Source organism: Chryseobacterium defluvii (genome assembly GCF_003634775.1).
Classification (GTDB): domain Bacteria; phylum Bacteroidota; class Bacteroidia; order Flavobacteriales; family Weeksellaceae; genus Chryseobacterium; species Chryseobacterium defluvii.
Window position 1 is genome coordinate 182848 of sequence record NZ_RBXB01000002.1, and the last position, 14848, is coordinate 197695.

At 38.2% G+C, this 14848-nt stretch carries 9 protein-coding genes; 6 read left to right on the forward strand and 3 right to left on the reverse strand.

Going from position 1 to position 14848, the window contains the following annotated elements; genetic code table 11:
• Window positions 1-18: 18 nt before the first annotated feature.
• Window positions 19-2157, reverse strand: a complete 2139-nt coding sequence (locus tag BCF58_RS07630) for a S46 family peptidase (protein ID WP_121461221.1) — start codon at window positions 2155-2157, stop codon at window positions 19-21.
• Window positions 2158-2309: 152 nt separating this feature from the next.
• Between BCF58_RS07630 and BCF58_RS07635 the strand changes: the two genes are divergently transcribed.
• Window positions 2310-2792 carry a copper resistance protein NlpE gene (locus BCF58_RS07635; RefSeq protein ID WP_121461222.1) on the forward strand — a complete coding sequence of 161 codons (483 nt, stop codon included), beginning with the start codon at window positions 2310-2312 and terminating at the stop codon, window positions 2790-2792.
• Between the two features lie 37 nt (window positions 2793-2829).
• Here BCF58_RS07635 and BCF58_RS07640 read toward each other — a convergent pair whose 3' ends face one another.
• Window positions 2830-3474 (reverse strand): MgtC/SapB family protein, encoded by a 645-nt coding sequence (locus BCF58_RS07640; protein ID WP_121461223.1) that lies wholly within the window; start codon window positions 3472-3474, stop codon window positions 2830-2832.
• A 126-nt stretch (window positions 3475-3600) separates the two neighbouring features.
• Here BCF58_RS07640 and BCF58_RS07645 point away from each other — a divergent pair, with 126 nt between their 5' ends.
• Window positions 3601-3960, forward strand: a complete 360-nt coding sequence (locus tag BCF58_RS07645) for a hypothetical protein (protein ID WP_121461224.1) — start codon at window positions 3601-3603, stop codon at window positions 3958-3960.
• A 45-nt stretch (window positions 3961-4005) separates the two neighbouring features.
• On the opposite strand, the gene ligA is transcribed toward BCF58_RS07645, so the two are convergent.
• Entirely contained in the window at window positions 4006-6012 is a 2007-nt protein-coding gene (gene ligA / locus BCF58_RS07650) for an NAD-dependent DNA ligase LigA (protein WP_121461225.1), read from the reverse strand.
• 239 nt (window positions 6013-6251) lie between these two features.
• On the opposite strand from ligA, the gene BCF58_RS07655 reads away from it, so the two are divergent.
• The 4 genes from BCF58_RS07655 (at window position 6252) to BCF58_RS07670 (ending at window position 14837) form a co-directional block, all read left to right on the forward strand.
• Complete coding sequence (locus BCF58_RS07655; protein WP_121461226.1) at window positions 6252-9335, forward strand: TonB-dependent receptor; 3084 nt, start codon at window positions 6252-6254, stop codon at window positions 9333-9335.
• 23 nt (window positions 9336-9358) lie between these two features.
• Entirely contained in the window at window positions 9359-10105 is a 747-nt protein-coding gene (locus tag BCF58_RS07660) for a glycerophosphodiester phosphodiesterase (protein ID WP_121461227.1), read from the forward strand.
• A gap of 297 nt (window positions 10106-10402) precedes the next feature.
• The gene (locus tag BCF58_RS07665; RefSeq protein ID WP_121461228.1) at window positions 10403-13375 is read left to right on the forward strand and encodes a SusC/RagA family TonB-linked outer membrane protein; all 2973 of its coding nucleotides are present in this window, start codon (window positions 10403-10405) and stop codon (window positions 13373-13375) included.
• Window positions 13376-13385: 10 nt separating this feature from the next.
• Window positions 13386-14837: a SusD/RagB family nutrient-binding outer membrane lipoprotein gene (locus BCF58_RS07670; protein WP_121461229.1), complete on the forward strand. Its 1452-nt coding sequence runs from the start codon at window positions 13386-13388 to the stop codon at window positions 14835-14837.
• Window positions 14838-14848: the final 11 nt, after the last annotated feature.

The following is a 14848-nucleotide window of genomic DNA, read 5'->3' on the forward strand; positions in this document are numbered from 1 at the left end:
GAAACTATTGATTAGGTATTATTTTACAATCTTCATTTCATCAATCAGCCATTTGGAATCGGCATATTTATCAATGATGAAAAGAATATATTTCGTATCTACCATGATGTTTCGGCTGAAACGCGGATCGTAATTGATATCGCTCATAGTTCCTTCCCACTGTCTGTCGAAGTTCAGTCCTACTAGGTTTCCGTAAGCATCCAAGGCAGGGCTTCCCGAATTTCCTCCGGTAGTATGGTTGGTTGCTGTAAATCCTACAGGAACATCACCTGTTTTGTCTTTATACACTCCAAAATCTTTCCTGTTGTAAAGATCGATCAGCTTTTTAGGAACATCGAACTCATAATCTCCCGGAACGTATTTTTCCATCACTCCCGCTAAGTGAGTCTGGTAGTTGTAAGAAACCGCATCTCTAGGAGTTGAGCCTTTTACCTTTCCGTAAGTCACACGAAGGGTTGAATTAGCATCCGGGAAGAATTTTCTGTCTTTATCCGTTGCCATTTGCTGAGCCATGAATTTCTTCTGCAAAGCATCAATCTTCGCCTGAAGAGAAGTGTATTGCGGATCAGCAGCTTTCATGTATGTTTCCTTTAGATTGGTAAACAGTAGGTAAACCGGATCTTTCTTTAAGGTTTTGATTAATTTATCCTGATTAGAAAATGCTTTATCAATATCCTGTGCTAAAGAAGCTCCGTTAACTTCTGATCTTCCGGTGATGATAGAATTTTTAGAGATTTCCTCAATAGACTGGATATTCTGAGCTTCATTCTTATATTTTTCAAACCCGGCAGGTAAAAACTGAGGGGTTGTTTTACTCGCATATAAAGCTAAAAGTTTAGCAGTTACTTTTGCATCCAGTTCAGCACTGTAATCCTTATAGAAAGAAGAAAGCCTATTTTTGAAGGAAGCTAAGCTCTTTTCATCCATTCTTCCTGCTTCAACAGCCGCAATATAATTGGAGTAAAGATTGGCAAGCGTTAATGTTTCTGCATTTCTGATTACTTCAGAATAATAGGCATTGTTTAAAGCATAAGGAGCCTGATCGTTATACAGTTTGTTTAGCTGGTCCAAAGTCGTTTTTACTTCAGGATTTTTAGCAACCAACGAGCCTTCATACATTACTTTTTTCTCTACCGCATTGGATTTTTTCAATCCTTCCACTTCTCCGATCCATTTTTTCCAGTAGTTGGCTACCGAAGCATATTTTGAGGCGTATTTGATACGTGTTGCATTATCCACACGCATTTTCTCGTCTAATGTTTTCAGCGCAACATCACGCACGGCAATTCTTGCAGGATCAATTTCATTCATGATCTTTTCCACTGCAATAGCCGGAAGATATTCTGTAGTTCTTCCCGGGAATCCGAATACAAACGTGAAGTCGTTTTCGTTTTTATCTTTGATGGAAACCGGAAGGTAATGTTTCGGAACGTAAGGAACATTATCCTTAGAATACTCAGCCGGTTTGTTATTCTTGTCGGCATAGATTCTGAACATGGAGAAATCTCCCGTATGTCTCGGCCACACCCAGTTATCCGTATCACTTCCAAATTTTCCGATGCTTTGAGGCGGTGCACCTACCAGACGAACATCTTTAAATGTTTCAATGGTATAGGCATAATATTTATTTCCATAGTACATGGGTTTCACAGAAATAGACTGGTAAGGTTCAATTTTCTGGGAATTTTTATAAACCTCAATATTGTTGGCGATTTTTTTGGAAAGTTCAGGCTCCGTAAGATTGTCCGTACCTTCTACAATTTGATTAGTTACTTCTTTGATATCTACAATAAAATCAACCGTTACGCCAGGATTGGGAAGTTCCGTACTCATGTTTTTGGCCCAGAAACCGTTCGTTAAAAGATCGTTCTCAACCGTTGAGTGGGCCTGGATCTGCCCATATCCGCAGTGGTGATTGGTTAATAATAATCCTTTCGGGGAAATAATTTCCGCAGTACATCCGCCATTGAACTGAACAACTGCATCCTTAATGCTTGCTTTTTGTGGGTTGAAGATGTCCTTGGCAGAGATTTTCATTCCCAAATCTTTCATTTCCTTTTCATTAAGCTCTGTAGGAATCCACATTCCACCATACTGTTGAGCAAAAGCCATTGCAGCCGGCAAAAGAAATACAGATAAAAGTATCTTTTTTGTCATAATCAAAATTTTGCCCTAATTTACAAAGAAAAATAAACATACAGGATATAAATCCTAAGCATACGTTAAAAGATAAAACAGCCGGTTAAAAACAAAAATGTAATAATACTTCCGCAAATTGCGTTATAAAGGTTAACCACTAAAATATTGTTATGAAAAATCAAACATTCTTATCAGGAATTGTTGCTGTTATCGTATTAGCTTCATGTTCCAAGCAAAAACCCCAAGAAGTAACTGCTATTTCAACAGATACGATTGCAACGGTTCAAACTCCTGCTGATACTACAGCTTCTCCCACTACAGCTGCAACAGCAGATAATTCTCAGAATTCTCTGGATTGGAACGGGACGTATGAGGCTACGGTTCCTTGTGCTGATTGCCCCGGAATAAAGACAACTTTAACATTGAATAAGGATAAAACTTTCAGCATTACGGAAGAATATATCGACAGGAAATCTAAAAACGAAGACAAAGGTACTTTCGTATGGGATGCTACGGGAAGTATAATTACTTTAAGCGGTAAAAGTGCAAAGTATAAATATAAAGTAGGAGAAAATAAACTTATTCAGCTGGATCTTGAAGGAAAAGAAATTGACGGTCCGAATAAAGACCTCTACGTATTCAAGAAAAAATAAATGATAAATAAAGGCGTTTAGCCTTTATTTTTTTATCCTAAAACTGGTAAGCGATAATTTTGCTGTCACTTCTCAGTTCTTTTATAAGAGATTCATGATTTATTTTTTTACCTGTCAGTATCCAGGTTGTACTCAGGTTTCCTTGTGAATATTGTTGTTTGGATGCCTTAGATTTCAGATGATATTTTTTGAAAAGCTCTTCACAGTGAAGAATATCGCCGGAATTTACAGTTTCGATTTTATATTCTATGATCTTATGATTTTTATCTATAATATCTTCCAGATAGGTAAGAGCACTTAATACCAGCAACACTAAAATAGTTCCTAAAAGAGAAAGGTACACATACCCTGAACCTACCGCCATCCCTATGGAAGCCGTCGCCCAAATGGTGGTTGCGGTAGTGATTCCGTCAATTTTATTATCTCCTTTGAATATCACACCTGCGCCTAAAAAACCAATTCCCGTGATAATGTTAGCGGCGATGCGATCCGGATCATCAGTGCCGATTTTAATAGAAAGGATAGTAAACAGGCATGCTCCGAAACACACCAGAATAAAGGTTCGCAATCCCGCGGACTTGTTTCGGTATTCACGTTCCGCACCGATTAAAACACCAAGAAGCACGGAAATGAAAATCAGCAAAAGCTCATTTTGAATAGAATGATCCTGTAAAAATTCCATCTTTTATCTTTTAAACATGCTTAGATTAAAATTACGATAAAATATTTTAATGACGGACTTGAAAATGAAAGCCGATTTTAATGAAAATTAAGTAATTTGGAAATTTAAAAAAATAACTGCATTGTTATGAAAATAGAAGAAGACCTCGAACAAAAATTGCTTACAATCTGTGAAGAATTTAAATTGAGAGAAAAAGCATTTGAATCTTTAGAAGAAATTATTTCAGAGGGATTGAAAAGTGAAGTGCATTTTTTGAATGGATATGAGAGATCTGAAATACAGACTATTTTTGATGAATACAGTTATACAATCAATAAAAAGTATTCGGAAGCTACCATTGATACAAGGATTGGATTGTATATTTTCAATGATATTTATTTAGATAATTTAGAACCTATAGGATATTATATTTTGGAAGCCGACTTTAACGGAGAAATAGTTGATGATATTTTTGTTCTGGAAAAGGAAAAATCTACAAAAAACTAAATAAAAAAGCAGGAAAATCTCCTGCCTTTTTATTTGAAATTTCACTTACTGTTTCTCAATCAAATCCAAAAACTGCTGTTCATCAAGGATCTCAATGGTTCCGATATCCTGGGCTTTTTTAAGCTTGCTTCCTGCTTTTTCGCCGACTACAAGATAATTCAGGTTTTTAGATACCGCCGAAATATTTTTCCCGTTATGCTTTTCCACCATTTCTTCCGCCTGTTCCCTTGTGAATAAGGACAGCTTACCGGTGAAAAGGAAAGTTTTTCCTTCCAGTACATTGGATAATACTTCATTAGTGCTTTCGCCCTTTTCAAGCTGTACTCCGAATGATTTCAGGCGTTCGATCATCAGAACATTTTCAGGGTTACTGAAGAATTCAACGATGCTTACCGCGATTTTAGTTCCGATGTCTTCCACCTGGCAAAGTTCTTCAATAGTAGCATTTTTAAGCTCTTCAATAGTTGGGAAATTTTTCACCAGCTTTTTGGCAACGGTTTCTCCCACATGCTTGATGCCGATTCCATACAATACTTTTTCAAACGGGATCTCTTTTGACTTTTCTATTCCTGAGATAATATTCTGCGCAGATTTTTCAGCCATTCTTTCCAAAGGAAGAAGCTGTTCTTTTGTCAGGGTATAAAGATCTGCCGGGTTTTCGATCAACTTTTCCCTGTAGAGCTGTTCAATGGTCTCACTTCCGAGATTATCAATATTTAAGGCCTTTCTGGAAACATAATGGATCATTCTTCCCACAACCTGTGGTGGGCAATGAAGCTCATTAGGACAGAAATGGATGGCCTGATCTTCAATTTTCACCAACTCCGTTCCGCATTCAGGGCAATGCCTGATATATTCTATTTCCTTACTTCCTGCATCTCTTTTTTCAGTATTTACGCCAACGATTTTCGGAATAATTTCGCCTCCTTTTTCCACATATACAAAGTCGTGTTCATGCAGATCGAGTTTTTTGATGATGTCTTCGTTGTGAAGTGAGGCTCTTTTAACAATAGTCCCGGCTAACAAAACAGGCTTCAGATTGGCCACCGGGGTAATAGCCCCTGTTCTTCCTACCTGGTAAGAAACACTTTGTAATTCGGTTTCCACTTTTTCCGCTTTGAATTTATAAGCCATTGCCCAACGGGGAGATTTTGCCGTATATCCAAGCTGTCTTTGCTGTTTCAGTGAGTTTACCTTTAACACGATTCCGTCGATTTCAAAAGGGAGATGATGGCGTTCCGTATCCCAGTAGCTAATGAATTCTTTAACTTCTTCCAATGTTTTGCAAAGCTTGGCCTGTTGCGAAGTTTTGAACCCCCATGATTTAGCCTTTTCCAATAATTCCCAGTGGGTTTCTGCAGGAACATCATCGGAAATATACTGATAGAGAACAGAAGATAGGCCACGTTTTCTTACTTCCGCACTGTCCTGTATCTTTAAACTTCCACTCGCTGTATTTCTGGGATTCATAAAAGGGTCCAAACCGTCTTCCTCTCTCTGTTTATTGATTTTATCAAAATTTTTCCTGGTCAGGTAGATTTCACCCCGCATAAAGAAATGATCAGGGAAATCACCTTTCAACGTTAAGGGAACATCTGAAATCGTCCGGATATTTCCTGTGATCTCATCTCCCTGAAACCCATCCCCCCGGGTAACCGCCTGAACCAGTTTGCCTTTTTCATACAGAATGGAAATGGACGCGCCGTCATATTTTAATTCTGCCACAAATTCTACCGGATCAGTAATCGTTTTGATTATTCTTTTTTCCCAATCCTCAAGATCCTCAAAATCATAGGAGTTATCAAGAGAATACATTCTGAATTTATGCTGAATGGTCGGGAAAACCTTTGTAATACCTCCTCCGACACGCATGGTAGGGGAATTTTCATCATAAAATTCCGGATACCTGGCTTCCAGATCCTGAAGTTCCTCTAATAGCTGGTCAAACTCATAATCCGTTATGGTAGGAGTATCCAGTAGATAATAATTTTCATTATGCTGATGAAGCTCTTTGCGGAGCTGTTCTATTTTCTGTTGAATGTTTTCAGGCATTGCGATTCACTTTTGAGCAAAAATAATTAAAGTAATCCCATTTAAAAAATAAGTGAATTAAATATTATGAGAAAATTAAGATCATGTAACATATTCCAATAGGCTGATTCTGTTCAGAATAAAACTCCTATTTACAATGAGTTAACACAATGTTTCAATATAATTGAAAAAACCTTAAGATTCCCTTAAACAGCTGAGTATGAAAGTCAAAATACCTTTGCACCAGCTAAATTATAAACATGAGAAAAGTAAAGATTGTATTGGGAATGTTGTTTTTGAGTCTGGGTACGATGGCTTATGCACAAACAACACAAGCGTCCATTTTAGGAAAGGTTACGGGTACCGGAAATGCTCCCCAGGAAAAGATAAAGGTAACTATTATCAATGAATCAACGGGTTTCAAAACAGAAACGGAAACGAATTCAAAAGGAGAGTATATTTTTAAGGAAATTCCCCTCGGCGGGCCTTATACGGTCATCGTAAATGATGAAAAAAAGGATGGCTACAGTGTTAACTTTGGAGATCAGGTGACGGTAAATATGAGCCTGGGAGATGGTGAAAAACTGATTGAAGAGGTTGTGGTAAACGGAAACCTGAAAAATAAGATCGGAAATTTAGGAGCGGCAACGGCTATTTCCGCAAAAAACATCGGGCTTTTGCCGGTGAACGGAAGAAATTTTACCAGCCTCACGGATTTATCTCCTTTGAGTGGAAGAGGAGGGAATTTATCAGGACAGTTAGGTTCTTCCACGAATTTCACAATTGACGGGATGACTGCTAAGAACCCTACTTCCGCCGGTTCTACAACAAGCAGGAGTGGTGCTCCCTATTCCATTTCGATTGAAGCCGTTCGTGAATTCAAAATTACAACGAACCAATATGACGTTACTTTAGGAAGAAGCGGAGGAGGTACGGTAAGTGCCGTTACCAAATCCGGAACCAATAAATTCTCCGGAAGTGCCTTTGAATATTTAAGAACAGGCTGGCTATCCAGTAAATATGATATCAGAGGAAATGAAAGGAAGAATGATTTCTCAACTTCCCAGTTCGGGGTAACCTTAGGAGGGCCTATCATTAAGAACAAATTACACTTCTTTGCAGCATGGGATCATCAATTAGATTCAAGACCGCTGATTATTGCCGATGTGCAGACCAAAGAAGATGCGCTTCGGTTTAATGTGACCAATGAAACCCTTAATCAGGTTTTAAATATCGCAAGAGCGAAATACGGTGTTGGAAATACTCCGCAGTTTGGAACTTTTGATAAGGTAAGAAATTCGGATGCAGGATTTTTACGTTTAGACTGGCAGATCAATCCGAAACATTTACTGACGTTGAGAAACAACTTTACGTATGATATGAATAAAAATGGTTTGTCGGATAATACAGCCATCAATTTCTTTGAATCCTACGGAAATGATAAAAACCTTGACAACAGCTTATTATTGACCTTAAGATCCAATGTAAAGCCTAATTTAACGAACGAGTTAAAAGCGCAATACTTATATACTTTCCAGGACAGCTACCAGAATGATGAGTTGGGGCGTCCTGTTCCGAGGGCCATTGTGGAGCGTGTTCCTTCTACCATTGAAGGAAGTAATCTTACGACGAACATTCAGATCGGGGGACATCGTTTTGCACAGGAAAGTTTCAGAAACAATGTATTCCAGATCGTAGACAACGTGTATTACAATACGGATAAGGTGAAATATACTTTCGGAGCCGATATCATGTACACAAGAGCCAAATCTATTTATGGAAGCGAGGTGAACGGAAGATTTCAGTTTTTAGGAATTGATAATTTCAATAATCTTACGCCTTACAGATTCTACAGGGAAGTTCCTTTAATGGAGGATAACTCAGTGAAATCGGATATCTGGAATGTAGGGCTTTACTGGCAGATTCAGTCTAAAATAGCGAAAGGTCTGGATTTCACCGGAGGCTTAAGAGTAGATTACGGCGGTTATCCGAAAGCGGAGTTCAATCAGAAGCTGTTTGATGAAATGGGAATCAGAACAGACAACCAGATCCAGTCATTTATTATCCAGCCAAGATTCCAGTTCGATTGGAATATCAATGAAGAAAACAAAGATTTCCTGAAATTCGGTGCAGGAGTCTTCTCTTCGGATATCAACAACTATATGATCATCAACAATCTTGTTTTTGATGGAAAACATTTGGCAACTGTGGATGTGAATCCTACGACTATTGGTCTTACACCGGATTTTGCGAGTTACAGGAGTGATTATGGAACGGTTCCGACATTAGCTCAGTATCAGCTTCCTACCATTAATTATACAGGGGAGGATGCTAAAGTTCCGGTAGTGTATAAAGCGAATATCTCCTATACGCATTTCTTCAACGAAAGATTTAGAGCCGGGATTGCAGGATATATGGCTTTAGGAAGGAACAATTATTTCTATTATGACAGAAACATGGTGTCCAATCCTTATTTTACACTGGATAATGAAGGCGGAAGAGGGGTTTTTGTACCCGTCACTTCAGTAAATGCGAACGGAACCATGAATTGGAAAGATGGAAGAGTGAATTCTAATTTTGGAAGAGTATTGGAATTGGTGAGTGATGGAAAGGTAAATCAATTTTCATTCGTATTAGATACCAGTTACCGTTATTATAAAGACGGGGAAATTACGGCAAGTTATACTTGGTCGGATATCAAGGATAATACTTCTTACAACGGAAATGTGGCCAATTCAGCTACTTTGTCGACAATGATACAGAGTGATCCTAGAGATTTAAGAATGACGTATTCGGATAACCAGTTCCGTAACAAAGTGGTTCTATACGGAAACTCACCTACGTTTTATGGGTTTACGGTTGGGATCAGATATTCAGGAATCGGAGGAACGCGTTTCTCGGTTACCACGGGAGGAAATGTGAATGGGGATTTTGTTGACTCTAATGACCTGGCTTATATTTTTCCGAATCTGACTCAGTCTTTACTGGATAATCCTGAGGTAGGAAAGGCGTTGAAAGATTACATTACGGAATATAATAACGGCATTGCAGAGCGTAATGGAGGGAAAAACGGCTTCTATGGAATTTGGGATGTCCGTGTAGCAAAAAAAATAAAATTTGAGAAAATCGGCGGATTTGAGCTTTCTCTGGATATTTTTAACGTAGCCAATTTGCTTAATAGAGAATGGGGAGTGAACAAGTCTTACGGAAACACGTCATTGTACAGGATCACAGGCTTTGATTCAGCTACCAAGCAGCTTAAATACAGCTTAAATACCAGTGGTCTGGAGCCATTGTCAGGAAACCCTTACCAAATTCAGTTAGGGGCAAAATATACTTTCTAAAAAATTAATATTATCTTTATATTATGAAAAATTTTATCTTAGGGTTAGCAGTTTTAAGTACGGTACTCATGAAGGCACAGACCCAAATTATAGCACACAGAGGTTATTGGCAAAGCCAGCCTCCTACAACGGAAAACTCTCTTGCATCCTTGGAAAACGCTCAGAAACTGAAGATTTACGGATCTGAGTTTGATGTGAGAATGACGAAGGACGGAGTATTGGTGGTAAACCATGACGAACATCACGGGAAAATGGAAATTTCAGAAACAGATTTTAAACAGCTGGAAAAACTGAAGTTGTCTAATGGAGAGAAACTTCCGACTTTAAAGGATTATCTGAAGCAAGGAAAGAAAGATAAATCTCTGAAGCTGATCGTAGAAATAAAGCCAGCCAAAACAAAGGCACTTGAAGATGAACTGGTAGCGAAAACGATTAAATTGATTAAAGAGCTGAAACTGGAATCCCAAAGTGAATATATTTCTTTCAGCTTGAATATCTGCAAGGAAATCAAAAGGCTTGCCCCTGAATTTAAAGTTCAGTACCTGAACGGAGAATTGTCTCCGGAGCAGATTAAGGCGGAAGGATTAGATGGAATAGATTATCACTACAGCATTTTCGCAAAAAATCCGACCTGGATATCTGAAGCAAAAGCTTTGGGGTTGATTACCAATGCCTGGACAGTAAATGATATCACAGTTTATGAGCAATTGAAGAACCAGGGAATAGGTTTCATTACCACCAATATTCCGGACCAGTTAAAAAATAAATAACTGTTTTAATTAATAAAATAAAGCCCGCCTCTTTGAGGCGGGCTTTTATCGTTGTATTAATCAGCTATAAAAATGTCGAAAACATGGTCTCAAATAGAGATAACGACAAAGATATATGAATAATATTAACTGATAATATTAAAAAAGCTTAATTATTTTAATATGTTATAAGTCAAACCGTTATCTGTTGTGGTTCATGATTTTTTAACATTTCGTTTAATAAACATTTAATAATTGTTAAAGTCTTGTTAAAACCTTCCTCGCCTGGTCGCTCTAATTTTGCGCAAACAAAAGGATATGCGAAAAGAGAATCAAAAGTTGCTTGTTTTGTCACTGTTAGGATTGGTCAGCGTCAATATGGCAGCTCAGCAAAAAGCAAAGAAAGACACTATTAATGACATTAATGAAGTAGTTGTAACTGCTTTAGGGATAAAAAGACAGGACAAGTCTTTAGGATACTCCACAGAAACCATTAAATCCGAAGAAATTCTGAAAACCCAGAATAACAACTGGGCACAGGCTTTGGAAGGAAAAGTGGCAGGCTTGAAGATCCAGACTGCAGGAGCAGGTCCTCTGGGCAGCTCAGTGATCAAACTACGTGGAGATATTTCCATGAACATGGACCAGAACAATGCACTGATTGTTGTAGATGGTGTTCCGTTAAACAATACAACAACAGGGACAGGATTTTCGGCGTATGGAGCAGGTTCCAAAGCAGATTTACCGATTGATTACGGAAACGGGATCAATTCCATTAATCCTGATGATATTGAATCTATTTCAGTACTGAAAGGCTCTACTGCAGCAGCTTTATATGGATCAAGAGGAGCGGGAGGAGCCATCATGATCACCACTAAATCAGGAAAATCTAAAAAAGGGAAATTACAGGTTACTTTAAACTCCTATTCAAGCTACGATACTGTATTGAGATGGCCGGATTATCAGTATGAATACGGGCAGGGAACTATGCAGAAAGACACCAAAGGAAATTACTATTATTCTTACGGAGCTTCTGCAGATGGAGTGAATACAGGTTCTACCAGTAGTGCTTTCGGACCGAAATTCGCAGGACAGTATTATTTCCAGTACGATCCTACAGTAGAAGGGCAAAGTGCAACAAGACAACTTTGGAGACCATATAAAGATAATATCAAAGGTTTTTGGCAAACCGGGACTACATTCTCCAATAACGTTGCCTTGGAAACTTCCAACGAAAATACATCATTCAGGACATCATTAACCTATCTTAAAAATGAATGGATGATGCCTAATACAGGTTTTGACAGATTCAATGCATCACTTTCATTCGATCATAAGATCAACGAAAAATTAAAAGTGGGATTGAAATTCAACTACAATAAAACGAAGAGTGATAATTTACCGGCAACAGGATACAGCAACCAGTCTATTTCCTATTTCATGATCTTCCAGAACCCGAATATAGATTTGTCTTGGTATGAACCGATCTGGAAAAAAGATAAATACCAGATTGATCAGATTCACCCGTTCAGTTCATTCATCGATAATCCTTATATGATCGCTTATGAAATGCTGAATGGAGTTGATAAAAACTTCATTACGGGAAACATCAACCTTAATTATAAGCTTGCTAAAAATTTCGAGGTGATGCTGAGATCAGGAATGGAATTGACCAATGAAGAACGTACTCAAAAAAGACCGTGGAGTTCAGCCAATTATCTTCAGGGAATGTACAGAGAACAGCATATCAAGCTAATGGATTTGAATAATGACCTATTGTTCACTTATAAAAATACATTCAACGATTTCGATTTCAGTGCATCGGTGGGGGGAAGTATCCGTTATTCCGAATATACCATGTATGATTATATGGCAGACGGACTTCTTAAACCGGGAATATATACCCTTCCTAATGGAATCGGGAACATTACCAAGTTTGCTACACCTAGTGACAAGCAGGTAAACAGTACTTATGGATTGGTAACGTTAGCGTATCAGAATAAAATTTTCTTAGACCTTACAGCAAGAAATGATTGGAGCAGCACGCTTCCAAAAGATAACCGTTCTTATTTTTACCCTTCAGCAGGGATGTCTTTCATCCTTTCTGATATTTTCAAGATGACTTCCAGCCAGTTCAATTACTGGAAATTAAGAGCATCATGGTCAAAAGTAGGAAATGATACCAATCCGTATAAACTAATCAAATATTATAATAACAGTGTATTCTCAGGATCAGTGGAGGCTCCTTCATTATACCCGAATCCTAATCTAAGACCTGAAATGTTGACGAATATAGAAGCAGGTATGGATTTCAGCTTCCTGAAAAACAGGATCAGCTACAATTTTACCGTCTATCAGAACAACTCCAAAGATCAGATCGTAGATATTCCGGCTTTACTTGAAACAGGATACAGCAAAAGAACAATCAATGCCGGTGAGATCAGAAACAGAGGGGTTGAAATGACTTTAAACACTTTTCCTGTGAAAAACAAAAACTTCTCATGGAGTGTTAATGCCAACTGGTCAATGAACAGAAATAAAATTTTGTCCCTTCCGGAAGAATTCCATGGGGAACCTTATACAATGGGTAGTGTAGGGGGAGTAGTCTATTACAATGCAGTTGTAGGCGGATCACTAGGAGATATGTACGGATACGGATTAATGTATTCGCCGGACGGACAGGTGGTTTTCGGAAGTGATGGATTAACGGCAAAACCAACTCAGATGAAGAAAATCGGAAATGCCTATCCAAAATGGAGAGCCGGAATTCAGAACGAATTCAGATACAAAAACTTTACGGTAAGTTTCTCATTTGATGGCCAGTACAAAGGTATGGCTTATTCACAGTCTCACCACAAAATGACGGAACAAGGAAAATTAGGACATACTTTAATAGGAAGAGATAATCCGAACGGATTGATCATAGGACAGGGAGTAGTACAAAATGCAGACGGATCATATTCTCCGAATACAAAAGGAGTGGCGGTATCTGCATACTATGCAGATTACTACAGAAGAGCCAATGTGGAAACCAACTCGTTCGATACTTCTTTTGTTAAGTTAAGAGATGCAAGGATTTCCTATTCTTTCCCGAAAAGTGTGACGGAACAATTGAAATTAACAGATCTTACTTTAGCTCTGTTCGGAAGAAATCTATGGATGTGGACAAAATTCCCGCTATTTGATCCGGAAGCCGCTACTCTTAACGATAATTTGATTACTCCGGGAGTGGAAATGGGACAATTGCCAACAGCAAGAACTATAGGTATTCAGCTTAATGTTAAATTTTAAAATTTAGATCATGAAAAAATTACTATTAAATATACTATTGATTTCAAGTATCGGATTGATTCCGGTTTCATGCAGCAGAAGCCTGGATGAAGTAAATACTGATGAAAGCAGGATAAGCGACCCTGCTTCCGCTAAACTCCTGATCCCTATCCAATATAATATGGCAGCGGTAAACTATATGAGAGCCAATGACTTTACCTTTGACATCATGCAGGTTTCCCTGGACTTTCCCAATGAAGGAAATTCTTTAAGCCGTTACTATTTAACAGAAAATACAGGAACAGGTTTTTGGAATAACAGTTATAAATGGCTGAAACAGGTAAAAGACCTCAAGGAAGCAGCCATTCTGGAAAACGATAAAAACTATCAGGCTATTGCCATGGTTTTAAATGCCTGGATTTATTCTAATCTTACGGATACTTATGGAGACATCCCTTTTTCAGAGGCTTCAAGATTGGATGAAGGTATTTCTCAGCCTAAATTCGACAGGCAGAAAGATATCTACATAAAATTGCTGGATGAATTGAAAGAAGCCAACTCACTTTTCATTACCACTAAAATGCTTACAGGAAACGATCTTTTCTATAAAGCAGAATCTGATGCCAATGGAATTACCAACTGGAAAAAATTCTGTAACTCCCTTTCATTAAGGTTACTGACAAGGATCTTAAAGAAAAATGGAGAAGTAAACGTGAATCAGAGAATTCAGGAAATCATCAGTAACCCTACTGTTTATCCAATTTTCCAGAATAACAATGAATCTGCAAAGCTCAATGTCACTGGAGTATCTCCATTGCTTCCTCCTATTGCAAGACCTCAGGATTTTACAACGGGAAGAGCCGCTTCAGCATTTTTTGTAGAAACATTAAAAGCCAATAATGATCCTCGTCTGGCAATGTTCTTCTCTCAGGCAAAAGATATTGCAACCAACCAGAATATCGGATATAAAGGTGCTCCATCAGGCTATGCATTTGGAACGGTTTTCACTTATCAGCCGTCAAACATGAATCAAAACTTAGCAAAAGCCCCTTTAAATATCCTGATTTATCCATACGCAGAATTACAGTTTACCTTATCTGAGCTTGCTTTTAAAGGAATCATTCCCGGAAGTGCGCAGACTTATTATGAAAATGGGGTAAAAGCAACCATTGAACAATGGGGTTCTACAATGCCTGCCAACTATTTTGCTAATGCCAATGTAGCCTATAACGGAACCTTAGAAAGAATCATGCTGCAGAAGTACGTGTCATTATTCTTTGTTGACCAGCAACAATGGTTTGAAAAAAGAAGAACAGGATTCCCGGTCCTTCCAAACAACGGCGGACTCTTAAATAATGGAAACCTACCCCAAAGACTGATGTATCCTCCTAATCCAAAAGTACTGAATACGACTAATTATCAGGCGGCCGTTCAGCAAATGGGAGGTGATGATATCAACATCAAAATGTGGTGGAATCAATAATGGGATCAACA